General features: G+C 32.8%; 32 protein-coding genes, 1 tRNA gene and 6 pseudogenes. 25 read left to right on the top strand and 14 right to left on the bottom strand.

All coding sequences use genetic code 11. The features are described 5' to 3' along the window. Positions 1-113 precede the first annotated feature (113 nt). Positions 114-781, bottom strand: a protein-coding gene (locus AAHN00_RS09550; RefSeq protein ID WP_410521381.1) for an IS6 family transposase whose coding sequence is annotated in 2 segments (ribosomal slippage) — positions 114-472 and positions 472-781 — 669 coding nt in all. Because the reading frame shifts where the segments join, the coding sequence is not laid out codon by codon here. A 52-nt stretch (positions 782-833) separates the two neighbouring features. Between AAHN00_RS09550 and AAHN00_RS09545 the strand changes: the two genes are divergently transcribed. Next, positions 834-989: a hypothetical protein gene (locus AAHN00_RS09545; protein WP_342271131.1), complete on the top strand. Its 156-nt coding sequence runs from the start codon at positions 834-836 to the stop codon at positions 987-989. Here AAHN00_RS09545 and AAHN00_RS09540 read toward each other — a convergent pair. Beyond that, positions 955-2,331: a portal protein gene (locus tag AAHN00_RS09540; protein WP_342271130.1), complete on the bottom strand. Its 1,377-nt coding sequence runs from the start codon at positions 2,329-2,331 to the stop codon at positions 955-957. The two genes, AAHN00_RS09545 and AAHN00_RS09540, sit on opposite strands and share 35 nt — an antisense overlap. Before the next feature lie 35 nt (positions 2,332-2,366). Here AAHN00_RS09540 and AAHN00_RS09535 point away from each other — a divergent pair, with 35 nt between their 5' ends. The 4 genes from AAHN00_RS09535 to AAHN00_RS09520 all read left to right on the top strand — a co-directional run bounded on the left by AAHN00_RS09535 (position 2,367) and on the right by AAHN00_RS09520 (position 6,060). Further along, complete coding sequence (locus AAHN00_RS09535; protein WP_342271129.1) at positions 2,367-3,083, top strand: hypothetical protein; 717 nt, start codon at positions 2,367-2,369, stop codon at positions 3,081-3,083. A gap of 73 nt (positions 3,084-3,156) precedes the next feature. Beyond that, entirely contained in the window at positions 3,157-4,608 is a 1,452-nt protein-coding gene (locus AAHN00_RS09530) for a hypothetical protein (RefSeq protein WP_342271128.1), read from the top strand. Next, positions 4,601-4,795 carry a hypothetical protein gene (locus AAHN00_RS09525; RefSeq protein WP_342271127.1) on the top strand — a complete coding sequence of 65 codons (195 nt, stop codon included), beginning with the start codon at positions 4,601-4,603 and terminating at the stop codon, positions 4,793-4,795. The genes AAHN00_RS09530 and AAHN00_RS09525 overlap by 8 nt, the downstream gene beginning before the upstream one ends. Positions 4,796-4,845: 50 nt before the next feature. Further along, on the top strand, positions 4,846-6,060 hold the full coding sequence (locus tag AAHN00_RS09520) for an IS256 family transposase (RefSeq protein ID WP_342270921.1): 1,215 nt from the start codon (positions 4,846-4,848) through the stop codon (positions 6,058-6,060). 26 nt (positions 6,061-6,086) lie between these two features. Here the strand turns inward: AAHN00_RS09520 and AAHN00_RS09515 are convergent, their stop codons facing one another. From AAHN00_RS09515 to AAHN00_RS09505, 3 genes are all read right to left on the bottom strand, one after another. After that, positions 6,087-6,554: a transposase gene (locus tag AAHN00_RS09515; RefSeq protein WP_342272635.1), complete on the bottom strand. Its 468-nt coding sequence runs from the start codon at positions 6,552-6,554 to the stop codon at positions 6,087-6,089. A gap of 35 nt (positions 6,555-6,589) precedes the next feature. Beyond that, complete coding sequence (locus AAHN00_RS09510) at positions 6,590-7,774, bottom strand: IS3 family transposase (protein ID WP_342270912.1); 1,185 nt, start codon at positions 7,772-7,774, stop codon at positions 6,590-6,592. Positions 7,775-7,857: 83 nt separating this feature from the next. Then, positions 7,858-8,397, bottom strand: a complete 540-nt coding sequence (locus AAHN00_RS09505; RefSeq protein ID WP_342271126.1) for a transposase — start codon at positions 8,395-8,397, stop codon at positions 7,858-7,860. A gap of 39 nt (positions 8,398-8,436) precedes the next feature. Between AAHN00_RS09505 and AAHN00_RS09500 the strand changes: the two genes are divergently transcribed. Together AAHN00_RS09500 and AAHN00_RS09495 are read left to right on the top strand one after the other, a co-directional pair. After that, entirely contained in the window at positions 8,437-8,664 is a 228-nt protein-coding gene (locus tag AAHN00_RS09500; RefSeq protein ID WP_342271125.1) for a portal protein, read from the top strand. Positions 8,665-8,685: 21 nt separating this feature from the next. Further along, positions 8,686-9,393, top strand: a complete 708-nt coding sequence (locus AAHN00_RS09495) for an IS6 family transposase (RefSeq protein WP_342270905.1) — start codon at positions 8,686-8,688, stop codon at positions 9,391-9,393. On the opposite strand, the gene AAHN00_RS09490 is transcribed toward AAHN00_RS09495, so the two are convergent. After that, positions 9,374-9,742, bottom strand: coding sequence for an RNA methyltransferase PUA domain-containing protein (locus AAHN00_RS09490; RefSeq protein WP_342271124.1), 369 nt, complete (start codon positions 9,740-9,742; stop codon positions 9,374-9,376). The genes AAHN00_RS09495 and AAHN00_RS09490 overlap by 20 nt on opposite strands. A 160-nt stretch (positions 9,743-9,902) precedes the next feature. Between AAHN00_RS09490 and AAHN00_RS09485 the strand changes: the two genes are divergently transcribed. The 9 genes and pseudogenes from AAHN00_RS09485 to AAHN00_RS09445 all read left to right on the top strand — a co-directional run bounded on the left by AAHN00_RS09485 (position 9,903) and on the right by AAHN00_RS09445 (position 16,514). Continuing rightward, positions 9,903-10,442 (top strand): isocitrate lyase/phosphoenolpyruvate mutase family protein, encoded by a 540-nt coding sequence (locus AAHN00_RS09485; protein ID WP_342271123.1) that lies wholly within the window; start codon positions 9,903-9,905, stop codon positions 10,440-10,442. Positions 10,443-10,561: 119 nt separating this feature from the next. Next, on the top strand, positions 10,562-10,957 hold the full coding sequence (locus AAHN00_RS09480; RefSeq protein WP_342271122.1) for an isocitrate lyase/phosphoenolpyruvate mutase family protein: 396 nt from the start codon (positions 10,562-10,564) through the stop codon (positions 10,955-10,957). A gap of 19 nt (positions 10,958-10,976) precedes the next feature. Beyond that, a pseudogene (locus AAHN00_RS09475) lies at positions 10,977-11,108 on the top strand (DUF1674 domain-containing protein); the annotation flags it as partial. 7 nt (positions 11,109-11,115) lie between these two features. Then, the gene (locus tag AAHN00_RS09470) at positions 11,116-11,583 is read left to right on the top strand and encodes a type II toxin-antitoxin system RatA family toxin (protein WP_342271121.1); all 468 of its coding nucleotides are present in this window, start codon (positions 11,116-11,118) and stop codon (positions 11,581-11,583) included. Between the two features lie 174 nt (positions 11,584-11,757). After that, entirely contained in the window at positions 11,758-12,477 is a 720-nt protein-coding gene (pyrH, locus tag AAHN00_RS09465; RefSeq protein WP_341751544.1) for a UMP kinase, read from the top strand. Between the two features lie 3 nt (positions 12,478-12,480). Beyond that, positions 12,481-13,041 carry a ribosome recycling factor gene (gene frr / locus AAHN00_RS09460; RefSeq protein WP_342271120.1) on the top strand — a complete coding sequence of 187 codons (561 nt, stop codon included), beginning with the start codon at positions 12,481-12,483 and terminating at the stop codon, positions 13,039-13,041. A gap of 132 nt (positions 13,042-13,173) precedes the next feature. Beyond that, positions 13,174-13,476, top strand: a complete 303-nt coding sequence (gatC, locus tag AAHN00_RS09455) for an Asp-tRNA(Asn)/Glu-tRNA(Gln) amidotransferase subunit GatC (protein WP_342271119.1) — start codon at positions 13,174-13,176, stop codon at positions 13,474-13,476. Positions 13,477-13,479: 3 nt separating this feature from the next. Further along, entirely contained in the window at positions 13,480-14,967 is a 1,488-nt protein-coding gene (gene gatA, locus AAHN00_RS09450; protein ID WP_342271118.1) for an Asp-tRNA(Asn)/Glu-tRNA(Gln) amidotransferase subunit GatA, read from the top strand. A 35-nt stretch (positions 14,968-15,002) separates the two neighbouring features. Continuing rightward, positions 15,003-16,514, top strand: coding sequence for an NADH-quinone oxidoreductase subunit M (locus AAHN00_RS09445; protein ID WP_342271117.1), 1,512 nt, complete (start codon positions 15,003-15,005; stop codon positions 16,512-16,514). Between the two features lie 41 nt (positions 16,515-16,555). Here AAHN00_RS09445 and AAHN00_RS09440 read toward each other — a convergent pair. Beyond that, positions 16,556-16,981: pseudogene (locus tag AAHN00_RS09440) on the bottom strand (IS6 family transposase); the annotation flags it as partial. Positions 16,982-17,083: 102 nt separating this feature from the next. Here AAHN00_RS09440 and AAHN00_RS09435 point away from each other — a divergent pair. Next, positions 17,084-17,254: a hypothetical protein gene (locus AAHN00_RS09435; protein WP_342271116.1), complete on the top strand. Its 171-nt coding sequence runs from the start codon at positions 17,084-17,086 to the stop codon at positions 17,252-17,254. Here AAHN00_RS09435 and AAHN00_RS09430 read toward each other — a convergent pair. Next, positions 17,229-17,516 (bottom strand): annotated as a pseudogene (locus AAHN00_RS09430) (IS6 family transposase); the annotation flags it as partial. The gene AAHN00_RS09435 and the pseudogene AAHN00_RS09430 sit on opposite strands and share 26 nt — an antisense overlap. Before the next feature lie 153 nt (positions 17,517-17,669). Then, positions 17,670-17,837: a hypothetical protein gene (locus tag AAHN00_RS09425; protein WP_342271115.1), complete on the bottom strand. Its 168-nt coding sequence runs from the start codon at positions 17,835-17,837 to the stop codon at positions 17,670-17,672. Between the two features lie 147 nt (positions 17,838-17,984). Here AAHN00_RS09425 and AAHN00_RS09420 point away from each other — a divergent pair, with 147 nt between their 5' ends. Further along, entirely contained in the window at positions 17,985-18,275 is a 291-nt protein-coding gene (locus tag AAHN00_RS09420; RefSeq protein WP_342271114.1) for a hypothetical protein, read from the top strand. Positions 18,276-18,831: 556 nt separating this feature from the next. On the opposite strand, the gene AAHN00_RS09415 is transcribed toward AAHN00_RS09420, so the two are convergent. Beyond that, positions 18,832-19,539: an IS6 family transposase gene (locus tag AAHN00_RS09415; RefSeq protein WP_342270905.1), complete on the bottom strand. Its 708-nt coding sequence runs from the start codon at positions 19,537-19,539 to the stop codon at positions 18,832-18,834. 290 nt (positions 19,540-19,829) lie between these two features. Between AAHN00_RS09415 and AAHN00_RS09410 the strand changes: the two genes are divergently transcribed. From AAHN00_RS09410 to AAHN00_RS09385, 6 genes and pseudogenes are all read left to right on the top strand, one after another. After that, a tRNA-Asn gene (locus AAHN00_RS09410) sits at positions 19,830-19,904 on the top strand. A 336-nt stretch (positions 19,905-20,240) separates the two neighbouring features. Beyond that, positions 20,241-20,393: a hypothetical protein gene (locus AAHN00_RS09405; protein WP_342271113.1), complete on the top strand. Its 153-nt coding sequence runs from the start codon at positions 20,241-20,243 to the stop codon at positions 20,391-20,393. Between the two features lie 36 nt (positions 20,394-20,429). Continuing rightward, on the top strand, positions 20,430-20,591 hold the full coding sequence (locus AAHN00_RS09400; RefSeq protein WP_342271112.1) for a hypothetical protein: 162 nt from the start codon (positions 20,430-20,432) through the stop codon (positions 20,589-20,591). A 159-nt stretch (positions 20,592-20,750) separates the two neighbouring features. Next, positions 20,751-21,458 (top strand): IS6 family transposase, encoded by a 708-nt coding sequence (locus AAHN00_RS09395; protein WP_342270905.1) that lies wholly within the window; start codon positions 20,751-20,753, stop codon positions 21,456-21,458. Between the two features lie 61 nt (positions 21,459-21,519). After that, positions 21,520-22,263 (top strand): annotated as a pseudogene (locus AAHN00_RS09390) (IS256 family transposase); the annotation flags it as partial. A 28-nt stretch (positions 22,264-22,291) separates the two neighbouring features. Further along, positions 22,292-22,522, top strand: a pseudogene (locus AAHN00_RS09385) (integrase core domain-containing protein); the annotation flags it as partial. A 30-nt stretch (positions 22,523-22,552) separates the two neighbouring features. Here AAHN00_RS09385 and AAHN00_RS09380 read toward each other — a convergent pair. The 3 genes and pseudogenes from AAHN00_RS09380 to AAHN00_RS09370 all read right to left on the bottom strand — a co-directional run. After that, positions 22,553-22,668 (bottom strand): annotated as a pseudogene (locus AAHN00_RS09380) (IS5/IS1182 family transposase); the annotation flags it as partial. A gap of 62 nt (positions 22,669-22,730) precedes the next feature. Continuing rightward, positions 22,731-22,901, bottom strand: coding sequence for a hypothetical protein (locus tag AAHN00_RS09375; RefSeq protein ID WP_342271111.1), 171 nt, complete (start codon positions 22,899-22,901; stop codon positions 22,731-22,733). Positions 22,902-23,548: 647 nt separating this feature from the next. Then, positions 23,549-23,965, bottom strand: a complete 417-nt coding sequence (locus AAHN00_RS09370; RefSeq protein ID WP_342271110.1) for a phosphatase PAP2 family protein — start codon at positions 23,963-23,965, stop codon at positions 23,549-23,551. A gap of 149 nt (positions 23,966-24,114) precedes the next feature. Here AAHN00_RS09370 and AAHN00_RS09365 point away from each other — a divergent pair, with 149 nt between their 5' ends. Then, entirely contained in the window at positions 24,115-24,291 is a 177-nt protein-coding gene (locus tag AAHN00_RS09365; protein ID WP_342271109.1) for a hypothetical protein, read from the top strand. A 167-nt stretch (positions 24,292-24,458) separates the two neighbouring features. Here the strand turns inward: AAHN00_RS09365 and AAHN00_RS09360 are convergent, their stop codons facing one another. Further along, positions 24,459-25,247: a phosphatase PAP2 family protein gene (locus AAHN00_RS09360; RefSeq protein WP_342271108.1), complete on the bottom strand. Its 789-nt coding sequence runs from the start codon at positions 25,245-25,247 to the stop codon at positions 24,459-24,461. Between the last annotated feature and the right edge of the window lie 324 nt (positions 25,248-25,571).

Genomic DNA, 25,571 nt, shown 5'->3' with positions numbered 1-25,571 from the left:
TAGTTTCTAACTTTTAAGTTAGTACATACATGAGGCATTCATGCCGTAATATTAAGCTCTGCACTTGCAGTGCAGAGTGGTTAACTGGAAAATAAAAAATGAACTTACACAAATTAAATGATTGACTCTCCAATTATTTGTCTTTTTTGCATCATACGAATATTTTCTATACCGGTAATAGTCATTTCTGCAGAATGAAAACTCTTAAAACCAAGCATTGGCTTTGTACGTTTTTTGATAAACCTATGATCTTGTTCTACAAGATTATTCAGGTATTTGGTCTGAATAACCTTAATTTTATAATCTTTAGGAACTTCTGTATTCAAATCATTAAGAGCAGCCGTATTACTACCGCTTTTATCAATTACTACTTTCTCAGGAAAATTATTCTCTCTAAAGGCTTTACGAAAAAATGCAAGTGCTGCAGGCTTGTCTCTATGCTTACGTAGCAGAAAGTCTACAGTATTACCAGACTATCTAGTGCTCTATATAAATAAACCCATTTACCGTTTAATTTAATATAAGTCTCATCCATTCTCCAACTACTACCAACTGGCTTCTTTCTTTTTCTAACCACCTGATCTATCAATGGTACAAATTTTATAACCCATCTTTGTAATGTAGAGTGATCAATTTTTGCTCCCCTTATACTCATCATTTCTTCCAAATCTCGATAACTTAAAGAAAATCGGCATTTCATATAGACAAATAACATTATTATTTCTGGTGAAGAACAAAATCCTTTGAAATATGATAATAATCTTGCAGTAATACGAAACATCTTAACATCTTTTTTAGATCATTATATCAATCTTTTTTCTATTGTCCAACATATGCGACAGAACCAGAATCATTACTTGTCTAACCAATGTTATGGTGTATATGAAGATATCGTCACTATGGCTTGTTACGCTTGGAATCAACTTGCTCATAATGTAGATTTAGTAAAATCAATTATGTATAGAGACTGGATAAATACACCGTGTTAATTATTGCAATTGGTATTATTTTGCGTTGTTGTCTAATCTGCAATACTTCCTGTTCACTCTTGAGAATTGAGCTTGGTGTTCCTCTAAGCTCGCAAAATAGTTTAAAACACTCATCCCAATTTATATTGTCATAAATTTCAGGGTAGAAGTTACTGATGCCACTCCTTTGGAAAAAGCTCACTACTTGCTCAACCCCAGATATCGTTGATGATTTTTGAGCCTTGGATAATGGTGAGACATATTCAATCTCAATATCAGGTGGGCTAGTTGCTCCTTCAAGGATCGGTACTCTGTTATATTTTATCAGCGTCTGATATATTGCAGTGATTAACGGATTTAGAAATTCCGTCTCGATTCTACCCACCATTGGTGACATTAACCGATATTGTTCCTCCGTTCTAATTTGTACCTCAGTGGCAGTCATTTCTTTGTTTTCTTTCTGCATTCTGAATATGTCAACATAAAATGCCTTAAATATCGCATCGCGGCATTGATTTTGCTCAATTTCAGTTGGAATGATACTCTCCATGCCAGTTAATGGTACTATCTTATCTGCCATACCGTTACGGTAGAAGTTAACGCTACCTGGAGTAGTATAGAGTGGTAAGTAGTAGCCATCCTTGGGAACTAATAATGGTGGGTCTAATTGTTTTTGGGCTACTTTCAGGGTAATTTGTCTTAAACTATTTAGTAGTTTTATATCGGGTAGTACATGATGAGCTGGAGCGTAGCCGTATACTTGACCTTCTTCTTTTATCCACCGCGTAACAAAAAACGGAAAATACGAATATCCTGATTGACTGATAATTTTTTGTTCAGATAAGTAGATATATTCTGAGCTATAGGCAAGTGTTGTTATTAACCCTTTCCCACCTTTGCCTATCTGATTCTCATTTTGTGGGCTAACTATATGCAATATTTCTACTGTTTCATCAGGATTTTTGGCTAGTCTTTCCTTGAAATCGGCAAAGTTTGACCATTTAGCTGATGCAGCTTTAATTGGCATGCTAAATAGTCGGTACATGGTATTAACAAAACCAAATTTATCTTCTTCAAAGTAACATTCTTGTAAATTAATATTACGGAAAAATAGAGTTTGGGGCAATAACAGGTCTTCTTCAACATAGAATATCGCTGTACCAAAGGCAGCCAGATTTAGAAAAAACTGATGAATCTGATTGTAGAAATTAGAAGCTGGATTGTTGAATATATCCATTATGGCTTTTTCTATCATTTGGGCTAACATGTTCAGCTCAGCTGATGTTAACTTATTTTGGTACTGCTTTTCATCCTCAACTACTATGCTCAGGTTAAACCAGTTCATTGCCGGATTTACTAACAAGCTTTGTAAACCTGAGGCTAATTGATTCAGTTGATATGACTAATGAAGAGATTCGCCGAGAACTCTATTGTGACTTTGAAGCCTATCGTTATAAGAGGGCTGATCAAGGAGGTACTTTTGTTGAACAATTACGGCTAGCTGAAGAAGAAGGACGTATTGGTTATGTACCACATGACTCAGCCTATCAGGTTCATACTTACTGGGATATTGGCATTGTTGACTATACAGTGATTTGGTTTGTCCAAGAAAAAAAGGACTCTATTGATATTATCGACTTTTACATGAACAGGGGCAAGGATTTAGAGTTTTACTTGAATCATTTAAGAACTAGACCTTATCAATATGGACGCAATGTCTTACCGCATGATATGAGTCGAAGACAAATGCCGACTTTGGATATTAGGCTACAACAAGCCAACGAGATTGCCCAGCAAGTAGGATTTTCACCTTTTACCATTGGTAGGAAATATTTACGAGAGGAGATGATAAGTAAGGCAAGAATGCTACTAGGTAAATGCCGCATCGACGTCCAAAAATGTCAACGTGGTATTAACGGACTTTATGAGTTTGATGCCAGCAAAAGAGGGGTGCATTCTAATTCCTCTAGAGCTACTGACATAGTAGAGAGTTTTTGTTATCTCGCGATGGACGTTAAAACTTGTAATGAACAACAGCAGTCACAATATAATATATTGCAACACCGTAGGGTAGTGAATGATTATAATGCTTTGGAGATAGGGGTTAAGAAATGAGATTAACATTTTGTTCAGTTATATTTTTACTATTATCAGGTAGTAATATCTATAAATAATTTACGATAGGATTATGGGTGGAATTTGGAATTATCTTACCGGTAAAGATAAAAGACGACAGAATCGTTTGTACAATGAATCACGAGATCGTTACAATAATTACGCTAGTGAAGCACAAACTACTATCAATAATTTATCGCAGCAATTGCAAGATGCTCAGCAGGGTTTGCGTTCTTTAGAAGAGCAACAATACCAAGCTAGCATGAGAAGCTATGAAATGCAGAACCAACTAGATTATCATAGTAGACAATATGAGAGTGGTTTAAAAAACTTGGAGTCACAAAGATCTAGTTTGTCCGCATCAGCCAATCAACTGCAACAAGCTTTTGAAGCATTTAAACAGAAAGCTCCTGCTCTTGATGCAAAAATAAGTGAGGTAGAGCAATTACCAAGCAGCTTCCAAAACTTGTATGATCAAGTAGCCCAGCGAAAAGAAAGCTTGAAAGGTTTAACCGAAGAGGAAGCCGGTAGCCACATTTCTAAATATCAGCAAGACGTAGAGAGTCTAAAAAAGCAACGTGGCGAAGTGGAAAGCAAAATACGCCATTCGATGGATAGTATCACCAAAGAGCATCAACAACTAACAAGGGAAAAAGCTAATCTTGAACATCAGCTTGCTAACCACCAATCACAGCAAAATCGATTGTTGCAGGATAGTAGTAACTTTGATAATGCTAGACAACAATTAACCAAAATTATTGAACAATACAAGGAAGAGCAAAATAGACAAGAGAAAATCTCTGCTGACTATGCAAGACAGCAATTGCATGCTGAAGGATTGCAAAATCAGTTAAAGAGTTATGGGGCAGCAGCTCAGAGCCAGTTGGATAGCTATGGCAGAGATTTAGAATGGCGGGCTGGGAAGTATCAAAAATCTGCAAGAACTACTGGATTAGTACAAGGATTGGGGCTAACGGCTTTAACCTTTGGACTTGGGTCAGGATTAGGAGCAATTGGTGCTAAGGGTTCAGTACTTGCTGGGATAGGTTCAGGAATCAAAATGTTATCTCCGCTTGTTGGTATAGGTCATTATATGAATAGAGCCGATATTGGTCGTAAACTTGCTGGTTTTGAAAGAATTAATCTTAACAACAATGATCCAAGTATAGGTGCTGATTTGTCGCGAATAGCAAGATACGGTTCATCGGGATTAGGAAAAATGGCAATAGCTGAGCTTGGTGGTCTAAAACAATCGCTGGAACATTTTAATATGCGATCAGTACCACGATTAAAAGATTTACCTCCGTTACATGAATCTCTTGGCAAGATCACATCCCTTAGAGATATTGAAGGATTAACTTTAGGCTTGCCTAGTATGACTGCAGCTAGTGGCAAAAAATATAACCATGAGGTGCTATATAATAGTGACTTTCTCAAGAAACTTAAGAAAGTATCAAGAAAATTGGCAACACCATATTTAACAGCTAATACAAGTTTAAACTCAAGAGTTATGAACTATGCATGATAATGATTTAAATAAAAAGATTGAATATTTTGATAATCTGAAAAGCAAGCGGGAAAAATGGAATCAGATATGGGATGAGCTAAAGAAATATGTCTGTCCACAAACTGAGAGTAATAAGGTCAGGAGTTTCGCAGTTAGCAAAATTGCGAATCAGCTAAAAGGCGGCTCTGTACAAATAAGTGTGTAAATTTTTCAAAGGTTATATAAAAATATAATATAACAAAAGGAGAAATTATAATGCACCAAAAACAAAATGAAGCAATGAATCAAGCGATAGATTTATTAATAAATAATGATACAGATATATCAACATTACTTAAAGAGGATGGTTTATTAAAACAATTAACCAAACGGCTTGTAGAGAAGGCATTGCAGTCAGAGATGAATAATCATTTAGGATATGATAAATATTGTCATACTGATAGTGATAATGTTCGTAATGGTAGGAATGTAAAGAATCTAGTAACAAATAATGGAGTTGTAGAGATTGAGGTTCCAAGGGATAGAAGTAGTACATTTGAACCTGCATTAATTCCGAAGCGTCAAAGACGTATTGAAGGATTTGATGATAAAATAATATCATTATACGCTAAAGGAATGAGCTTATCTGATATTAAGATTCAAATGCAAGAATTGTATGGAGCTGACGTTAGCGAAAGTTTGATAAGTCAAATTACTGATGATGTAATTGAGGATGTCAAGATATGGCAAAGCCGACCATTGGATCGAGTATATGCTATAGTATTTTTTGACTGTTTAGTAGTAAAAGTACGTCAAGATAAACGAATTATCAATAAGTCTGTATATGTAGCATTAGGTATTGATTTATCTGGAAGGAAGGATATTTTAGGATTGTGGATCAGTGAAAATGAAGGAGCGAAATTTTGGCTTGGTAATTTTACTGAGATGAAGAACAGAGGTATGCAAGACATGCTTATTGCTTGCAGTGATAATTTAACCGGTATGTCTGAGGCAATAGAAGCAGTTTTTCCGAAAACCGAACATCAATTATGTATTGTACATCAGATTAGAAATAGTTTAAAATATGTATCATATAAAGACCGAAAAGAATTAGCGGCTGATTTAAAGCCTATATATACTGCTAGCACAGAGGAAGAAGCACATCTTGCTTTAGAATCTTTTGAAGCTAAATGGAGTAAACAGTATCCACAAATTGCTAAATCTTGGTATGTTCATTGGGAAAATTTAATGGTTTTTCTAGGATACCCTGAGGCGATAAGGAAAGTAATATACACAACTAATAGTGTAGAATCTGTCAATAGCCAATTACGTAAGGTTACTAAGAATAAACGGGTTTTTCCAAATGATAATGCCGTTTTTAAGACCTTGTATTTGGCAATTGATTATATGACCAAGAAATGGGTTATGCCGATTCCAAACTGGAACGCAGCTATGGCTCACTTTTTGATAAAATTTGAAGGTAGAATTTAAGCCCTATGAAAAATTTACACACTTAATTAGAAAGGCTCTAAAAGGCATCTAATGTTGTTCTGAATTGATGTTTTTATAACTTCCCAAGTTTGTTGATATAAAGTAATTTTTTCATTTATCCTCCTTTTGTTCATATCGAGCCAAGCAAATACGGCAAGGCAAATATGATTTCTCTGAGCTCGACCCGTGCGTGCCTGACAGCGTTCAATACCACAAGTTTGTTTTAATTCTCGATGATAAACTTCTATAGACCACCGTGCCTTAACAATTTTCTCTATTTGTTCACGTGTTGGATTTTCTAAGTTAGTTGTTATGTAATCAATGCGACCATTTTTTGCCACAAACTTAAATACCGTAACCCAACCGTATCCACGTAGGTGAATTTTTAGTCCCTCATCAGGAATCTCTAAACTTTCTAAGCTAACATTATGATTAACTTTTCTATTTTTTCTTAGGTTACTAACCCGAAACTGGACTGATTTTTCAAGACAAATTTTTCACTAATTTTGTTTCCCATTTTACATAATTTTTAAGCTGCATTTTGTAAGTAATCAAGATACACGTTCATCGGTTTTTTATAACCAATACTTGAATGGAATCTTTGATTGTTATATTTATCCATGTATTTATCAATACCATCTTTAAGTTCTGCGATATTTTTAAAATCATTTATAAATATACAATTATATTTTAAAGTTCTAAAAAATCTTTCAATCACAATATTATCAATGCTTCTACCCTTACCGTTCATTGAGATTTGTATATTATTCTCTTTTAGAATTCCCGTATGCTCATGTCCAGTATATTGACTACCCTGATCACTATTGAATATTTGTGGTGCAGGGTATTTATTCAGTGCATCTTTTAATACATCGGTTACAAGTGATGCATCCATAGAATTAGATACTTTATAACTTAGTATTGCCTTACTATGCCAATCTATAATCGCCACAAGATACATAAATCCTCCGTTAGTTCTAATATAAGTAATGTCACCACTCCACACTTGATTAACATAAGGTACATGAATAGTTCTATTCGTTCCTGATTTGTGCCAGTACGGCTCAAGCAAATAGCTATAAATTTTATGTTGACCATCCTTCACAGAAGTAGATTGCTTTTTATGAGGATGAATAGCTTCTATACCCATTATTCCCATATATTTAAGCACCCTATCTCTGCCCACATTAAAGCCGTCTTCCAATAATTGTTTGTATATATAACGATAACCATACTCAGGGTTATCCGTATATATTTCATCTATTCTATTTAAAATATCAAGATTATATAAGCTCATTACTTTAGCTTTATAATATACTCCAGATCTGCTTATCTTTAATAGTTCACATTGCCTTGTCTTTGCTAACGTACTCAGCTTGGGGTCGACAAGACTTTTCTTATTTGATAAGTCCAAGCTGTTTAGCTTTCCCACCGCCCAGTCCCTCTCGACTGTAGCCTTACCTAATGCTTTTGCAAGTTCATCGTTTTGATTCTTAAGTTCACTAATCTGCCCTTTGTACTCACTAACAGCTTTTGCTGGCTCAAATGCCAATGACGCATTATCTAAAAATTGTCGTTTCCAGTTTTGCATAGTTTTAGCCGTTACTTCATATTTGACCGATAACTGACCTATTGTTGATTCTTCTTTTAACATCTCTAATACTATTTTAGTTTTTGCTTCTGCACTAAAATTTTTAATTTGTTTTTTACCCATTTGTTTCTCTTTAATTTTATTTATTATTCTATACTTATTGAGAAACAAAAATACCTGCTTCTTTGTCTAATTTTTTCAGTCCATTATACCCATGTCCAACCTAAATTACGTATATGTTTCAAATTCTCCAAACCGCTATACCACGCATCCATTACTACTGCATCAGGATTGATCCCTCTTTCCTTAGCTAAAGTAAGCATATCACAAAAATGCTCATTCTTTGTTTTTCCATCAGTTTCTTTATCATATATTCTATAATCTACAGGGGTAGATTGATCAGTTTTAGCATTGTAATGCAGTAAGTTGACCATCCCTATACCAGGTATAACATCATGTACAGCTCCAGAATATTGATAATGTACAAGCTCAATTTTCTTACTGTATTGCTTTGACAATAACGTGTCATCTCCCACTAATAAACAAGAAGCTTCCCTATCAATATATTTTGACACTTCTCTGTAGATCCCGCTAGGGCGGAAATCCTTACTATTTAACCATCGACTTGCACTATCATGAGATAGGTTTATTGGACTTACTTCAGATAATGCTTTACCACTATATCTTACGCTACTTGCTTGTAAAAATGATTTATATAAGTCTTTGCTACATTTTGATCTTGCCATGCTTAACTAAAACTCTTTCTTGCTAGATTAACATATTTTTTGCTAAGTGCGAAACTCCTGAAGGTAATATTTGATTCTACTTCCATTTGGTCAAGGGAACAATTAGCCTCAGGTTTACAAAGCTTGCTAGTTAATCCAGCAATGAACTGGTTTAACCTTAGCATAGTAGTTGAGGATGAAAAGCAGTACAAAAATAAGTTAACATCAGCTGAGCTGAACATGTGGTTCTGTCGCATATGTTGGACAATAGAAAAAAGATTGATATAATGATCTAAAAAAGATGTTAAGATGTTTCGTATTACTGCAAGATTATTATCATATTTCAAAGGATTTTGTTCTTCACCAGAAATAATAATGTTATTTGTCTATATGAAATGCCGATTTTCTTTAAGTTATCGAGATTTGGAAGAAATGATGAGTATAAGGGGAGCAAAAATTGATCACTCTACATTACAAAGATGGGTTATAAAATTTGTACCATTGATAGATCAGGTGGTTAGAAAAAGAAAGAAGCCAGTTGGTAGTAGTTGGAGAATGGATGAGACTTATATTAAATTAAACGGTAAATGGGTTTATTTATATAGAGCACTAGATAGTCTTGGTAATACTGTAGACTTTCTGCTACGTAAGCATAGAGACAAGCCTGCAGCACTTGCATTTTTTCGTAAAGCCTTTAGAGAGAATAATTTTCCTGAGAAAGTAGTAATTGATAAAAGCGGTAGTAATACGGCTGCTCTTAATGATTTGAATACAGAAGTTCCTAAAGATTATAAAATTAAGGTTATTCAGACCAAATACCTGAATAATCTTGTAGAACAAGATCATAGGTTTATCAAAAAACGTACAAAGCCAATGCTTGGTTTTAAGAGTTTTCATTCTGCAGAAATGACTATTACCGGTATAGAAAATATTCGTATGATGCAAAAAAGACAAATAATTGGAGCTAATGATAATCTTTCTACTTTTGAGAATTTTGCTATGTTAATGGCATCATAATGTCCAAAACCTTAGTTTTAACAATCTTGATGTAGTATGATTTATAGATGCGACAAAACCCATCCAACATTCTATCACTTTTAATAATAGATATTCCTAAAGTAAGTTCAGGTTCAACTGTTGCTTTTCTTAAAATATTAGTAAGTCCAACATGTAAATTGTTTTTTGTAATACCAGTAATTTGTGCTATAAACTCACCATCTGTGCCGTTAAAAATTCTAAAATGATCGTCAACCTTTAGTCTTAATACTGTTTTAAGGTAGTGACTATGATCTTCTGCAAGATTTAACGAATAATTTTCAATTAGTTTGATATTGGTATATATTCTGTGAAGACGAGAAATTTTCATAATTTTAACTCTAATGGTTAACACCTAGGCATTTTGACTTTTTCATGTACTTCAAAATATTATTTTAATAATTAAAATTATGTTTTGAGTAACAATATATTATTAAGGAAAAAACAATAATGAAAAAAAACTAACTCAAACAAAAGGAGATATATGTAGTATGAAAAGAAAATTCACAGAAATAGAAGATAACTTGTTTAAAACACTTCATAAAAAGGGTAATCCTTTAGTATTGTATAATATTTGGGATGTTGGTTCAGCACAGATTGTAGAGAAGTCCGGGGCGAAAGCATTAGCTACAAGTAGCTGGGCAGTAGCAAAATCTTATGGTTATGAAGATGGTGAGAAATTCCCACTTAAATTAGCCTTGCAAAATTTAAAGAATATTATTGAAAAAGTCAAAGTACCTGTGAGTTTTGATTTTGAATCAGGATTTGCATCGAAGTTAAGTGATTTAATAGAGAATGTTGAACACGTAATTAAAACAGGGGCAATTGGTATAAATTTTGAAGATCAAATTATTGGGAAAGAAAAGGCCAGATACTCTATAGAAGAACAATGTAAACGAATTAAAGCAATTAAAGAAGCTATAAAGGAGTTATTGCCTAATATGTTTATTGTCCCACTTTGGGAGAAAAACCCCGCAGTTGCAGTGCGTCGTTTCAACATAAATTTTAAATATCTTATCAAGAAAAGATAAGATAAGATAAGATATTTTTTAACAAAATCTTACACTTCACAGATATATTCTTTTTGTGTTGTGACACTTTCTAAATGAGCCATACACAAATAGTTTCTAACTTTTAAGTTAGTACATACATGAGGCATTCATGCCGTAATATTAAGCTCTGCACTTGCAGTGCAGAGTGGTTAACTAATGCTAGAACGGATATCTTTCTTCAAAAAGATACATCTGAGCATAATGAACAAGACTTAAAAGAAGCTATAGAACGAAGCAAAGCTTATGCAGAAGTTGGAGCTGATGGGTTTTCTGCACCAGGCTTAGCAAATTATAATTTTATAAAACAATTATGTGAATTTTCACCTATTCCTGTCAATATAATGGTGCAAGATATAACGACAGTAAAAAACCTTGTTGATTTAGGTGTATCTAGAATTAGTTACGGTCCTTTCCCATATATTGCAGTGATGCAAGAATTGGATAAATCTGCAACTGAAGTGTTAACATATATAGATACAAATAAAAAGACATAATAGGAGAGGACTAGTATATATTATGGATAACAAAAAAGATACTACCATAAAAGATGAAAAAGAAAAGCCAAAGGAAATAGGTGGTTTTAAAGGTCAAGAACCCACTACCCACGGAGATTGGCAGCATAAAGGTAGAGTAACTGATTTTTAAAGAATTTATGCCAAGTTTTCATCAAGCCAAAATCCTACCATATAATGTACAAGAATTATTTCACTTAGTTCTTGACGTAAAGTCATATCCCGAATTCTTACCATGGTGTAGGGCGGCTAGAATCATCTCAGAGAGTGAGAATCAAATTATAGCTGAATTAGTAATTCAGTTAAAAGGTTTTTCAGACAATTATCAATCAAAAATTATATACTCAAATGATTTGAATAAGCAAAAATATTCCATTGAAGTAGAGGCAATCTCCGGACCATTTAAATATTTAAAAAATTTATGGCAATTTTCTCAAGAAGATACTGGTAGTAAAATAGAGTTCTTTATTGATTTTAAGATGAAATTTGCAATAGTTGACAAGTTAGTTAATATATTTTTTACTGATGCTACTGAAAAAATGGTTGATGCATTTGAAAAAAGGGCAGATACTATGTTAACTAAAATAAACTTGGCAAACTACTCTTGAAATAGGGATCAAAATGGTCTAAAAGGCTATTAGATACTATAGATTTCTGCCTTCGTGGGAATGACATCATGCGAATTCGGGATAAGAATTAACTAATTCTTATCCCGAATTGGGGTACATCGAGAGTGTATTTAGGGTTTACATAGAAAATTTATAAAACCAAGAGTTTAATTTATGTCCTCTTTGCAATATAAACGAGTCCTATTAAAAGTTTCTGGCGAAGCCTTAATGGGCAACAAACAATTTGGTCATGAGTACTCTATAATCTTAGGAATTGCTGAAGATATAAAGGAAGCAATTGATCTTGGAATAGAAGTATGTGTGGTCGTTGGCGGTGGCAATATTTATCGTGGCACTGATGTCTTATTTGGCATGGAAAGAGCTGCTGGTGATTATATTGGCATGCTTGGCACGGTAATCAACGCACTTACTCTACAAAATATTATGGAAAGTTTGGGTGTTCATACTAGAGTCCTTTCTGCAATCCCTATGATGAGCGTTTGTGAGCCTTATATACGTCGTAAAGCAAAAAAACATATAGAAAAAGGTAGAGTAGTAATTTTTGCCGGCGGTACTGGTAATCCATTTTGCACTACTGATAGTGCAGCTGTTTTAAGAGCAATTGAAATGAGCTGTGATTTATTACTAAAAGGTACTAAGGTTAATGGTGTATATAATGCAGATCCGACAAAGAACCTTAATGCAGTGAAATATTCTACTATAAGTTATACTAATCTTTTAAAAGATAATTTACAAGTTATGGATATTGCTGCTATTGCTGTGGCTAGAGAAAACAACTTGCCAATTAAGGTATTTTCTATTAAAGAGAAAGGTAATTTTGCAAAAGTACTGCAAGGAAAAGGTGAATATACAAAAATTCAAGAAGGTGAATAAAGTATGGATAAAGCAACTATACGTAAAGAATTACAATCAAAAATGGATAGTTCGATAAGAGTATTAGATCATGAACTCAAGGGACTCAGAACTAGTCGAGCTTCAGTTAACTTACTTGACCCTGTATTGGTTGAAGCATATGGCGATAAAGTACCATTGTCGCAAGTAGCAAGTCTCTCAACTCCAGATGCACGAACTATTACTGTACAAGTGTGGGATAAATCTATAGTAAAATTTGTAGAAAAAGCTATTATAGATACAAATTTGGGTCTAAACCCATCATCAGATGGACAGCTAATAAGAATCACAATACCGTTACTTACTGAAGAACGCCGCAAAGAACTTGTTAAATTTGCTCACAAATATGGAGCAAATACTAAAATTGCCTTGCGTAATATAAGAAGGGATGGTAATGAAGATTTAAAAAAGTTAGAAAAAAACAGTATCATAACTGAAGATGAACAACATAACCTATCAGAAGAAATCCAAAAATTAACTGATGAGTATAGTAATAAAGTGGACTTGCATGTTAAACAAAAAGAACAAGAAATACTGACTATTTAAGTCTAAAAATAGGTGTCATTCCTCAAAGAGATGACACCTAAATGACTTAGGTATATTTTTTCATAAAATAGCCATAAACTATTAGTGCAAACATATTTCATGCTATAATGACTATAATATTTAAGGTATATAATGATTACAAATGAAGAAGTACAAAAAATAGCAAAACTTGCTAGGTTTAATTTTACCCAAAAAGAGATAAGCAGTTTTGCCCATCAATTAACTGAGATGATGGATATGATCAACATTTTAAACGATGTAGACTGTAGTAACGTTGAACCACTTACTTCTGTTTGTGATATGCACCAAAGAATGCGAAAAGACCAAGTATTGTATGGTGACATTTCTGATGAATTATTTGCTAATGTGCCTAATGATAAGGCAGAACTTGCCAAAGAAGTAAAATGTTTTGTTGTCCCAAAAGTAGTAGAGTAAAATATGTCGGAAATTATAAAATTAACCATCACACAAGCCCTTAAAGCCTTAAAGAATAAAGAATTTTCGTGTGTTGAGCTGACTAAAGCACATATTAAAGAAATGGACAAACATAAAGAGTTAAATGCTTATATTACTGAAACTACAGATATTGCTTTAGAGCAATCTAAAATTGCTGATCAAAATTATCATAATGGAATAGCAAGATCCTTAGAAGGAATTCCTATTGCTGTAAAAGATCTTTTTTGTACAAAAGGAGTACTAACTACTGCTGCCTCAAAAATACTCAGCAACTTTGTACCAACATATGAATCTACTGTAAGTAAAAATGTTCAAGATCACGGTACAATAATGCTTGGTAAGGCTAATATGGATGAATTTGCCATGGGATCGGCTAATATTACTAGCTATTTTGGTAACGTTATTAGTCCTTGGAAAGCGATAGATGCACCTACAACTCCGGTAGTCCCTGGTGGATCTTCTGGAGGCTCGTCAGCTGCTGTCAGTAGCTTTTTAGCTATGGCAGCTCTTGGAAGTGATACAGGAGGTTCTGTTCGCCAACCTGCCAGTTATACTGGGATTGTCGGATTCAAACCAACATATGGTCGTTGTTCTAGATATGGTATGATTGCTTTTGCCAGTTCGCTTGACCAAGCTGGAGTACTTACAAGAACTGTTGAAGATACTGCTTTAATGCTACAAGCCATGATTGGTTTTGATGAAAAGGATTCTACTTCTATAAACTCTGAAATACTAGAGCTAAGATCGGCATGTAATAGTAGTTCAAAAAACATGAAAATAGGTGTACCATTTGATATTATGAAACAAGATGGTATACAACCGGATATTATTAAGATGTGGCAGCATACTATTGATATTCTAAAAAACGATGGGGCAGAAATTATTGATATTTCATTACCCTATTCTAAATATGCTCTAGCTGCATATTACGTTATAGCACCTGCTGAAACCTCATCTAATTTATCTAGATATGATGGTATAAGATATGGAATCAGGGTAGGAAATGAGGGAATACCCATTGAGGAAATGTATGAAAAAACAAGAACTGCTGGTTTTGGTGCTGAAGTTAAAAGACGTATTATGATTGGTACTTATTTGCTTTCATCTACTCTTATGGATGCTTATTACTTAAAAGCCCAAAAAATAAGACGCTTGATTTCAGATGATTTTAAGAAAGCTTTTGCACAAGTTGAAGCAATAATTTTGCCATCTACACCATCCGAAGCTTTTAACTTAGGTGAGAAACAAGATAATCCTGTGACAATGTATTTAAACGATTTATTTACTATTCCAGCTAGTCTTGCCGGTCTTCCTTGTTGCTCTGTACCTGCTGCATTATCTTCTAGAGGTTTGCCTTTTGGCATGCAAGTAATAGGAAAAGCCCTTGATGAATATAATACTCTAAAGGTAGCAGCAGCAATTGAGCGTGGTTCAAGAGATATTAGTTTTGTATATTCTAATAAACGCTAAAGTTATCGGAGTTAATTTGATTATTAGAGCTTAAAATGTCCGGGTTACCGATCTTATCAATAAGTATTTTTTTGCCTTTAGTAAGTGCATTATATATTCTGCTATTTATCAACCAAAGTAGGTCAGTAAATAAGCAAGCCCAAAATAAACAAGTTTATGCGATGTATGTCGCAGTTTTAAGCTCTATCCTAACCCTAATATCTACTATTTATTTATTAGTTCAATTTGATAATACATCAAAACTTTATCAATTTGTAGAATGCTATAGTTGGATTCAATCTATAGGTCTTGAATTCCACATTGGAGTTGACGGAATTTCAATATTCTTTGTTGTTCTGACAAGCTTTTTAACCCTTATCTGTATTATAGCTAGCTTATTTACCGTCAAAAAATATATCAAAGAATTCTTATTTTGTTTTTTATTAATTGAGTCTTTTTGCATTGGGGCTTTCTGCTCAATGAATTTACTATTATTTTACTTATTTTTTGAACTAATATTGATCCCTATGTATATAATTATAGGAATTTGGGGAGGCGAAAATAAGGTTTATGCTGCCGTAAAATTCTTCCTCTATACTTTTTTGGGATCGGTATTTTTCTTATTGTCACTCATATATATTTATAGCCAAGTTCATAGTTTTAATATGCTTGATCTAAATGAATTAGTCCCTTCATTAACATTACCGGTGCAGAGGGTTTTATGGTGGGCAATCTTTATAGCCTTCGCAGTGAAAGTTCCTATGCTGCCGTTCCATACGTGGCTTCCTGATGCACACGTACAAGCACCAACTGCTGGATCTGTCATTTTGGCTGGTATATTGTTAAAACTTGGAGCATATGGGTTTTTACGTGTATCATTACCAATGTTTCCAAATATATCAAAAGAATTTGCATTTTATGTATTAGTGCTGAGTATTTTTGCTGTAATATATGGTTCACTAGTAGCACTGGCTCAAAGAGACATGAAAAAGATGATAGCTTATTCATCGATAGCTCATATGGGCTATGTGACTGGAGGGATTTTTAGCTTAACAGAAACTGGGATTAAGGGAGCCGTATATCAAATGATTAGTCATGGTACTGTGGCATCTGCTTTGTTTTTGATAATTGGTACTTTGTACGATAGATTGCATACTAAGGAGATAGACAAATATGGTGGAGTGGCAAATAAAATGCCAATACTTGCCACCTTTTTCATGATTGCCATGCTTGGCTCTATAGGTTTACCAGGCACTAGCGGTTTTATAGGAGAATTTTTAAGTTTGGTAGGTATTTATCAAGCTAATGTAGTAGCAGCTATTATAAGTAGTGTTGGCATTATTCTTGGAGCTGTTTATATGCTAAAACTTTATAAGGAAGTAATGCTAGGACAAATTACTAATAATCAGGTTATAAGTTTTAAAGATCTATATCTTTATGAGATACTTGCAATTATGCCGCTTTGTGTAGCAATAATTTATTTAGGTTTGTTACCAAATACAATTATGAACATACTGGATTTATCAACTCATAAAATCTTATCACAAATGGTTTTGTCGCATCTATAAATCATACTACATCAAGATTGTTAAAACTAAGGTTTTGGACATTATGATGCCATTAACATAGCAAAATTCTCAAAAGTAGAAAGATTATCATTAGCTCCAATTATTTGTCTTTTTTGCATCATACGAATATTTTCTATACCGGTAATAGTCATTTCTGCAGAATGAAAACTCTTAAAACCAAGCATTGGCTTTGTACGTTTTTTGATAAACCTATGATCTTGTTCTACAAGATTATTCAGGTATTTGGTCTGAATAACCTTAATTTTATAATCTTTAGGAACTTCTGTATTCAAATCATTAAGAGCAGCCGTATTACTACCGCTTTTATCAATTACTACTTTCTCAGGAAAATTATTCTCTCTAAAGGCTTTACGAAAAAATGCAAGTGCTGCAGGCTTGTCTCTATGCTTACGTAGCAGAAAGTCTACAGTATTACCAAGACTATCTAGTGCTCTATATAAGTTAACCACTCTGCACTGCAAGTGCAGAGCTTAATATTACGGCATGAATGCCTCATGTATGTACTAACTTAAAAGTTAGAAACTATTTGTGTATGGTTCATTTAAAAAGTGTCACAACACAAAAAGAATATATCTGTGAAGTGTAAGATTTTGTTAAAAAAATATCTTATCTTATCTTTTCTTGATAAGATATTTAAAATTTATGTTGAAACGACGCACTGCAAGTGCGGGGTTTTTCTCCCAAAGTGGGACAATAAACCCATTTACCGTTTAATTTAATATAAGTCTCATCCATTCTCCAACTACTACCAACTGGCTTCTTTCTTTTTCTAACCACCTGATCTATCAATGGTACAAATTTTATAACCCATCTTTGTAATGTAGAGTGATCAATTTTTGCTCCCCTTATACTCATCATTTCTTCCAAATCTCGATAACTTAAAGAAAATCGGCATTTCATATAGACAAATAACATTATTATTTCTGGTGAAGAACAAAATCCTTTGAAATATGATAATAATCTTGCAGTAATACGAAACATCTTAACATCTTTTTTAGATCATTATATCAATCTTTTTTCTATTGTCCAACATATGCGACAGAACCCTTAAATTAACTTAATTATTATTATTTTAATGATTTAACGATTTTTTTAGATATTTATAAATTAATTTTATATTATTACTTGTAAGACTCAAACAACTATGCTAGGGTTTATTGTCCCACTTTGGGAGAAAAACCCCGCACTTGCAGTGCGTCGTTTCAACATAAATTTTAAATATCTTATCAAGAAAAGATAAGATAAGATATTTTTTAACAAAATCTTACACTTCACAGATATATTCTTTTTGTGTTGTGACACTTTCTAAATGAGCCATACACAAATAGTTTCTAACTTTTAAGTTAGTACATACATGAGGCATTCATGCCGTAATATTAAGCTCTGCACTTGCAGTGCAGAGTGGTTAACTAAAATCTTTCTTAACTATAGAATTAATAGGTTATACAAATGTTAAAAGACAATTTAAATTCAGAAATTATTACTAACGAATTAAATGTTGAAACAGAAAAGATTGAAGAAACAGAAGAAGAAAGAGAAAACCGCTTAGATCGTGCAGAATCGGCTAGAAAATTAAAGGCAATTATATTTGTCGTTATCCCATTTTTGGTTGGGTTTTTAACGTTTACTTATTTCTTTCTTAATTCAATAGAGGAAAAAAGTAAGCTTTTGAAACAAGAACAGTCAAATCAACAGTTAGATCAACAGACTGATCAAAATACTCCAACAAAAACCAAGTAAACCCTAAGTTCAAATGCTTTGCTAAGTATAGGAGTATTACATCCTAGTTCAACATTCCATGTGGTGTAGGGGTGCCTCATAGTACCCTACATTTTTCTATAATCGTCATAGCAAGGCTCTTTAGATGCCGTGGCGATCTAGGTAAACAGCTAAGCTGTTTTTTTAGAGTAACGCTTCACGTATCCTAGATTGCCACGTTGCCGCTTTTTCGCGACTCCTCGCTAATAGAGATCAGTAGCCATTTTAATAGTGGTTATATAAAAAATGTAGGGTACTAATGGTCTATCATGGGATTATACTAAGTCATGAAACAGTGAGGTTTTAGTGTTATAAGTTTGTACCTAATTTCCAATATGTAATAAGAAAAAGAGGTTTATGCAACAAACAAATAAGTTAATCTTTAATTACAAAAAAACATCTCATATACCATGCATATTTAATAATCAGTCATTTATTGTAATGCGGTCATTTAAAAGGAGTAATGAGGACTATTTTGGGTTTTGTCGCATCTATAAATCATACTACATCAAGATTGTTAAAACTAAGGTTTTGGACATTATGATGCCATTAACATAGCAAAATTCTCAAAAGTAGAAAGATTATCATTAGCTCCAATTATTTGTCTTTTTTGCATCATACGAATATTTTCTATACCGGTAATAGTCATTTCTGCAGAATGAAAACTCTTAAAACCAAGCATTGGCTTTGTACGTTTTTTGATAAACCTATGATCTTGTTCTACAAGATTATTCAGGTATTTGGTCTGAATAACCTTAATTTTATAATCTTTAGGAACTTCTGTATTCAAATCATTAAGAGCAGCCGTATTACTACCGCTTTTATCAATTACTACTTTCTCAGGAAAATTATTCTCTCTAAAGGCTTTACGAAAAAATGCAAGTGCTGCAGGCTTGTCTCTATGCTTACGTAGCAGAAAGTCTACAGTATTACCAAGACTATCTAGTGCTCTATATAAATAAACCCATTTACCGTTTAATTTAATATAAGTCTCATCCATTCTCCAACTACTACCAACTGGCTTCTTTCTTTTTCTAACCACCTGATCTATCAATGGTACAAATTTTATAACCCATCTTTGTAATGTAGAGTGATCAATTTTTGCTCCCCTTATACTCATCATTTCTTCCAAATCTCGATAACTTAAAGAAAATCGGCATTTCATATAGACAAATAACATTATTATTTCTGGTGAAGAACAAAATCCTTTGAAATATGATAATAATCTTGCAGTAATACGAAACATCTTAACATCTTTTTTAGATCATTATATCAATCTTTTTTCTATTGTCCAACATATGCGACAGAACCCTTGCATAATACCACTTCTGCTGGTAATTTGTACATACTGCCGGTATCTGCTCATCACATACATTTGAGTACGCTGCGGGTTGAGGTTTCAAGTCGCCTTTAAATTCCTCAGCATAAACGAATTCTGTAAAAGTTCTATTTATTTTTTATAGATAAAATAAGAAAATACTGGACCATAGTCAAAAGATTTGTTATAAGAAACCTAGTCTATATAAAGGCAAATGTTCCTCGGTAGCTCAGTGGTAGAGCAAACGGCTGTTAACCGTTCGGTCGCTGGTTCGAGTCCGGCCCGGGGAGCCATTCAAGACTAGTAGTAGTTTTTTCAAATTATATCAAACGGGAGTATTCTAGTAAGCTACTTTATCTCTTGAAATCATAGCAGTGTATTACTCAAACTTAGTTCTTTTTGTAAATTTTTCCATAAAAACTGATCTGATTGAACTAATTTAATCAATTTATCTAGGGCTACTTTATCTTCATTACCATTTCCATGGATTAATACTATATCACCATCTTTAACTGTCTCATGTTCAGGAAGCTTATGTATCCACGCACTTGCACCTAATTGTATTAGCCCGTAAGAAGTTAATATATCTAATATTTCTTGACTGGCTACTAACCCAGGAAATCTAAAAAATGGAGATGGTAATTCGCCCCTTTCAATTAGTAAGTGTTCGGTTTGTAATATTTCATTTTCTATATCAGTATTTGGTAGTAGTTAACCACTCTGCACTGCAAGTGCAGAGCTTAATATTACGGCATGAATGCCTCATGTATGTACTAACTTAAAAGTTAGAAACTATTTGTGTATGGCTCATTTAGAAAGTGTCACAACACAAAAAGAATATATCTGTGAAGTGTAAGATTTTGTTAAAAAATATCTTATCTTATCTTTTCTTGATAAGATATTTAAAATTTATGTTGAAACGACGCACTGCAAGTGCGGGGTTTTTCTCCCAAAGTGGGACAATAAAAAATTGTCTGTAAAATCTTTATCAGGGTAGAAAATATGACTAAAACTATGATTAACCCACGTAATTTTTATATTGTGGGTTGGAAGAGTTTGTAACCACATAAAGTCGGTTCTGTCGCATATGTTGGACAATAGAAAAAAGATTGATATAATGATCTAAAAAAGATGTTAAGATGTTTCGTATTACTGCAAGATTATTATCATATTTCAAAGGATTTTGTTCTTCACCAGAAATAATAATGTTATTTGTCTATATGAAATGCCGATTTTCTTTAAGTTATCGAGATTTGGAAGAAATGATGAGTATAAGGGGAGCAAAAATTGATCACTCTACATTACAAAGATGGGTTATAAAATTTGTACCATTGATAGATCAGGTGGTTAGAAAAAGAAAGAAGCCAGTTGGTAGTAGTTGGAGAATGGATGAGACTTATATTAAATTAAACGGTAAATGGGTTTATTTATATAGAGCACTAGATAGTCTTGGTAATACTGTAGACTTTCTGCTACGTAAGCATAGAGACAAGCCTGCAGCACTTGCATTTTTTCGTAAAGCCTTTAGAGAGAATAATTTTCCTGAGAAAGTAGTAATTGATAAAAGCGGTAGTAATACTGCTGCTCTTAATGATTTGAATACAGAAGTTCCTAAAGATTATAAAATTAAGGTTATTCAGACCAAATACCTGAATAATCTTGTAGAACAAGATCATAGGTTTATCAAAAAACGTACAAAGCCAATGCTTGGTTTTAAGAGTTTTCATTCTGCAGAAATGACTATTACCGGTATAGAAAATATTCGTATGATGCAAAAAAGACAAATAATTGGAGCTAATGATAATCTTTCTACTTTTGAGAATTTTGCTATGTTAATGGCATCATAATGTCCAAAACCTTAGTTTTAACAATCTTGATGTAGTATGATTTATAGATGCGACAAAACCGTATCCAATATTATACTTGGACTGTATCTATGTAAAATCTAGAGACAATCACATAGTAATAAATAAAGCAGTATATTTAGCACTTGCTGTAAATATAGAAGGGAAAAAGGAGTTACTTGGCATTTGGATAGGCAAAAATGAAGGTGCTAAATTTTGGATGCAAGTAGTTACTGAGTTAAAGAATCGAGGAATTGAACAAATTTATGTTGCTTGTGTGGATGGTTTAAAGGGCTTTCCAGAAGCTATAAGCAGTGTATTCCCGAGTACTATAGTACAATTATGTATTGTACATATGGTTCGCAATTCAGTAAAGTATGTGTCATATAAAGATTTAAAAGAGGTCACATCAGATCTAAAACAAATTTATACAGCTAATAATGACGAAATGGCACGTTTAAAACTTCAGCAATTTGGTGTAAAATGGGATAAAAAATATCCGGTAATTTCTGATATTTGGCAACGTAATTGGTCTGGGATAATACCGTTTTTTGCCTTTCCTGAAGAGATCAGAAAGGTAATTTATACTACTAACACTATAGAATCTGTAAATCGTCAAATTAGAAAAATTATCAAAAATAAGGGGGTGTTTCCAGATGATAAGTCAATTCAAAAAATAATATTTTTATCCCTACAAAATGCAGCCAAAAAATGGACCATGCCTATTAAAGATTGGTCTTTAGCTTTAAATCAATTTGAAATACTTTGTGGAGATTTTAAATATGATTTATTGGAAAATAAAAAATGAACTTACACAAATTAAATGATTGACTCCTGCAATGCGTAAAAAGATTTACAATTCACTTTTTGAATTGCAAAAAGATCTTGATACCTGGTTACATTATTATAATAACGAACGCCCTCATTCCGGCAAGTATTGCTATGGTAAAACTCCAATGCAAACCTTTAAAGATAGTAAAAAATTAGCGTTTGAAAAAAATAATGATATCTTGTATCTTGAACACTTATCTGACAGTCAAAATTTATCTGACAATCTAATAAGTTAATTTATGGGGTCTGTAAGATCAAATCTTGACTTCTACACCATCAGCTTGCCTTAAAATATCCACCATCTTTGAGAATGTTCCCTTCCTTACTCCTGTTAATGACGAAATTTTTCATCCTCTAACTCTTTAATATGTTCGAATTTCATTATTACTTCAAATCAGATATTTATAACACCATTCTACATCATTGTCTAGTTTCGAAAGAAGTCTAATATATCAATTTTATTGTCCCACTTTGGGAGAAAAACCCCGCACTTGCAGTGCGTCGTTTCAACATAAATTTTAAATATCTTATCAAGAAAAGATAAGAATGAATCATACAGATATTTTTTAACAAAATCTTACACTTCACAGATATATTCTTTTTGTGTTGTGACACTTTCTAAATGAGCCATACACAAATAGTTTCTAACTTTTAAGTTAGTACATACATGAGGCATTCATGCCGTAATATTAAGCTCTGCACTTGCAGTGCAGAGTGGTTAACTAGACCTAGTGATCTTAGAGATAGTACTAGGAATTAATACAAAAATTCCAAAAACAAGAAAACTATATTTTAATATAATACTACAATAGAAACTCAATAACAACCAGCTGAAGCTGGTGGGTTGATATCTAGACTGGAAGTCGCTATTACTCTAAAGAGATATTACTAATGCCTGTGCTATCTCTCTGATCCTAATTCTTATAAGTTACCCTGCAATACTTTTGTAGCGATATTTAGTGATCCAAACAACATGAAAGCGATGGTAAAATACAGTGTGGCTAGTCTTGTTATAATCTGTCATATATGATATTTTAATATACATAAGAGCAAGCTCTTCATGTATATTAAAATATCATATATTCAAGTTATAGTGAATTGAAATATTAGAACAAGGACTGAAGTCTTTCCCAGCTGAAGCTGGGGGTTTTAACCAAAAAGGTGACTATAAAAATGTTTATTTTTACAGTAGGTATGAATTTTGCTATGCCAATTAAAATGGCTAGGGATATTAGAGCAGTTGGAATACTAATTTTGTGCTGTTAGACCAACTGCCTGATTTTTATCCATCGTAAGGATAACCCAAAGCCAATGAGAGCTCCTATTGCCGTCGGTATCATAGGTGGCCATGGTAAAGATTGAGACACTATGGTGTATAGTGAAATTATTATAGCAAGTAAAAACCAAAATTTTTTGCAACTATGTTGAAACACTTCTACAAGCAATGCTCTTTCTAAATATGTTTTCCATATATGTAAAACACAAAATACAAATATCAAACCACCAATTACATCATATATACTATGAACACCAAGATATACTCTTGAAAGACCAATACCAATTATTGGCAGTAAGCATAAATACTTGAAAGGACTATTTTTAAGACTTAAAAAGATTGCTAGCCAAAAAGTAGTTGCCACTTGAACATCACTACTAGGAAAGCCAAAAGGATTATACACAGATATTAAATGTAAAGATATGTCAGGACGCGATATTTTAAGTTAACCACTCTGCACTGCAAGTGCAGAGCTTAATATTACGGCATGAATGCCTCATGTATGTACTAACTTAAAAGTTAGAAACTATTTGTGTATGGCTCATTTAGAAAGTGTCACAACACAAAAAGAATATATCTGTGAAGTGTAAGATTTTGTTAAAAAATATCTGTATGATTCATTCTTATCTTTTCTTGATAAGATATTTAAAATTTATGTTGAAACGACGCACTGCAAGTGCGGGGTTTTTCTCCCAAAGTGGGACAATAAATTCTTTAACAAGCAATTAAGTAAAGTACAAAAAGGTATTAAAAATCCTAATGATCTAAATAATAATGCCGATGGATTTAACCAATATCCTAAAGCAGTAATGGTAATATAAAAGTAATCACTAGCAAAAAATGGAAATAACTTAAATATGGTTGTTAGAAAATCTGTTCTTATTTCTACAATCCAACTAGAATCTATCATGGAAAGAACGCTTATAATGATTAATATAGTTTGCAATAAAAACTGATGCTGGGATACAAAATCCGATTATAGCCCATTGTATTTGCCTGATAGCTAATGGTAAAGAGGAGATATAACCAATTGTAAAAAGCATTTTGACTATAAAGAGCATGAAAAAACATAGTATTGTTGCTGATATTTTGCTTCGTAGATTTATAATTGTTATTTTTTTTGTAAAAATGTTTTCAGAAAATATTACTCCAATAAGAGCGTAATATGCCATATATAGATGTTCTTCTACCTTATGTATAGATGCAATGTACAACATCAAAAATGTAGTAAAAGTCAATAAAATTGCTGGCAATATTTGCTTTTTTGTGCTTGCAAGAAATGTATAAAAGGCTATTAATAAAGAACCAAAAAATATGGCTCCTAGAATATCAAAATAATTATGATAGCCAAAATAGACTAAACTCACTCCTATTCCAAATAGCAAGCCAGTTATAAGAATTTTACATATACGGCTTTGTGTTTTTGTCATCAGCCAACCATACAAAACAACTGAAGACTGCATATGACCACTTGGGAAAGCAAAGCCTTGTTTACCAATATGAGTGGATAGTGGTACTTGAAATGTAATTTTTAGAGCAAAATTAAATAACATACTTATTAATATTAAACATATTGCATTAAAAAACACTTTTTGCTCTAACCAAATATAGCCTAGTATCAGTAATGGGATAATAACTATATCATGACTAAAACTTAAAAAAATCTTAGCAACATTGTCTAACATAAAAAATTGTAGAAAATTTGAACTTATAGACACTATTATTTACTTGGTTGTCAATTAATCTTCACCCATTGTACAGATACTATGTATACAAGATTTTATCATTTTATCAATAGCTAATTCTAGAATCTTGTTCAGTTTAATCATTAATTGGTTAGAGGAGAAACAAAGTAATTGTTATAAAAAATATTTGATTCTTGATGACTTAGTGGAAATCTAATATATTGTATAATATAGGGAAGGTGCTTATGAATTTATCCAAAAAAATAAAGAACCATAAAAAACAAAAAAACTACACTCTGTTATATGTGCTTGTAGCTATGATTG

Source organism: Candidatus Tisiphia endosymbiont of Parasteatoda lunata (assembly GCF_964030955.1).
Taxonomy (GTDB): domain Bacteria; phylum Pseudomonadota; class Alphaproteobacteria; order Rickettsiales; family Rickettsiaceae; genus Tisiphia.
The sequence above is the reverse complement of the archived record's forward strand: the minus strand, read 5'-3'. Positions and strand labels throughout refer to the sequence as shown.

Excerpts from the sequence above, each read along its gene's own strand:
- AAHN00_RS09490 (WP_342271124.1), bottom strand. The coding sequence starts at position 9,742 with ATGAAAATTTCTCGTCTTCACAGAATATATACCAATATCAAACTAATT.
- AAHN00_RS09360 (WP_342271108.1), bottom strand. The coding sequence starts at position 25,247 with ATGTTAGACAATGTTGCTAAGATTTTTTTAAGTTTTAGTCATGATATA.
- AAHN00_RS09395 (WP_342270905.1), top strand. The coding sequence starts at position 20,751 with ATGTTTCGTATTACTGCAAGATTATTATCATATTTCAAAGGATTTTGT.
- AAHN00_RS09415 (WP_342270905.1), bottom strand. The coding sequence starts at position 19,539 with ATGTTTCGTATTACTGCAAGATTATTATCATATTTCAAAGGATTTTGT.
- AAHN00_RS09545 (WP_342271131.1), top strand. The coding sequence starts at position 834 with ATGCGACAGAACCAGAATCATTACTTGTCTAACCAATGTTATGGTGTA.
- AAHN00_RS09520 (WP_342270921.1), top strand. The coding sequence starts at position 4,846 with ATGCACCAAAAACAAAATGAAGCAATGAATCAAGCGATAGATTTATTA.
- AAHN00_RS09530 (WP_342271128.1), top strand. The coding sequence starts at position 3,157 with ATGGGTGGAATTTGGAATTATCTTACCGGTAAAGATAAAAGACGACAG.
- AAHN00_RS09480 (WP_342271122.1), top strand. The coding sequence starts at position 10,562 with ATGAGGCATTCATGCCGTAATATTAAGCTCTGCACTTGCAGTGCAGAG.
- AAHN00_RS09510 (WP_342270912.1), bottom strand. The coding sequence starts at position 7,774 with ATGGGTAAAAAACAAATTAAAAATTTTAGTGCAGAAGCAAAAACTAAA.
- AAHN00_RS09535 (WP_342271129.1), top strand. The coding sequence starts at position 2,367 with ATGACTAATGAAGAGATTCGCCGAGAACTCTATTGTGACTTTGAAGCC.
- AAHN00_RS09445 (WP_342271117.1), top strand. The coding sequence starts at position 15,003 with ATGTCCGGGTTACCGATCTTATCAATAAGTATTTTTTTGCCTTTAGTA.
- AAHN00_RS09420 (WP_342271114.1), top strand. The coding sequence starts at position 17,985 with ATGTTAAAAGACAATTTAAATTCAGAAATTATTACTAACGAATTAAAT.
- AAHN00_RS09495 (WP_342270905.1), top strand. The coding sequence starts at position 8,686 with ATGTTTCGTATTACTGCAAGATTATTATCATATTTCAAAGGATTTTGT.
- pyrH (WP_341751544.1), top strand. The coding sequence starts at position 11,758 with ATGTCCTCTTTGCAATATAAACGAGTCCTATTAAAAGTTTCTGGCGAA.
- AAHN00_RS09485 (WP_342271123.1), top strand. The coding sequence starts at position 9,903 with ATGAAAAGAAAATTCACAGAAATAGAAGATAACTTGTTTAAAACACTT.
- AAHN00_RS09405 (WP_342271113.1), top strand. The coding sequence starts at position 20,241 with ATGGAGATGGTAATTCGCCCCTTTCAATTAGTAAGTGTTCGGTTTGTA.
- frr (WP_342271120.1), top strand. The coding sequence starts at position 12,481 with ATGGATAAAGCAACTATACGTAAAGAATTACAATCAAAAATGGATAGT.
- AAHN00_RS09505 (WP_342271126.1), bottom strand. The coding sequence starts at position 8,397 with ATGGCAAGATCAAAATGTAGCAAAGACTTATATAAATCATTTTTACAA.
- gatA (WP_342271118.1), top strand. The coding sequence starts at position 13,480 with ATGTCGGAAATTATAAAATTAACCATCACACAAGCCCTTAAAGCCTTA.
- gatC (WP_342271119.1), top strand. The coding sequence starts at position 13,174 with ATGATTACAAATGAAGAAGTACAAAAAATAGCAAAACTTGCTAGGTTT.
- AAHN00_RS09525 (WP_342271127.1), top strand. The coding sequence starts at position 4,601 with ATGCATGATAATGATTTAAATAAAAAGATTGAATATTTTGATAATCTG.
- AAHN00_RS09470 (WP_342271121.1), top strand. The coding sequence starts at position 11,116 with ATGCCAAGTTTTCATCAAGCCAAAATCCTACCATATAATGTACAAGAA.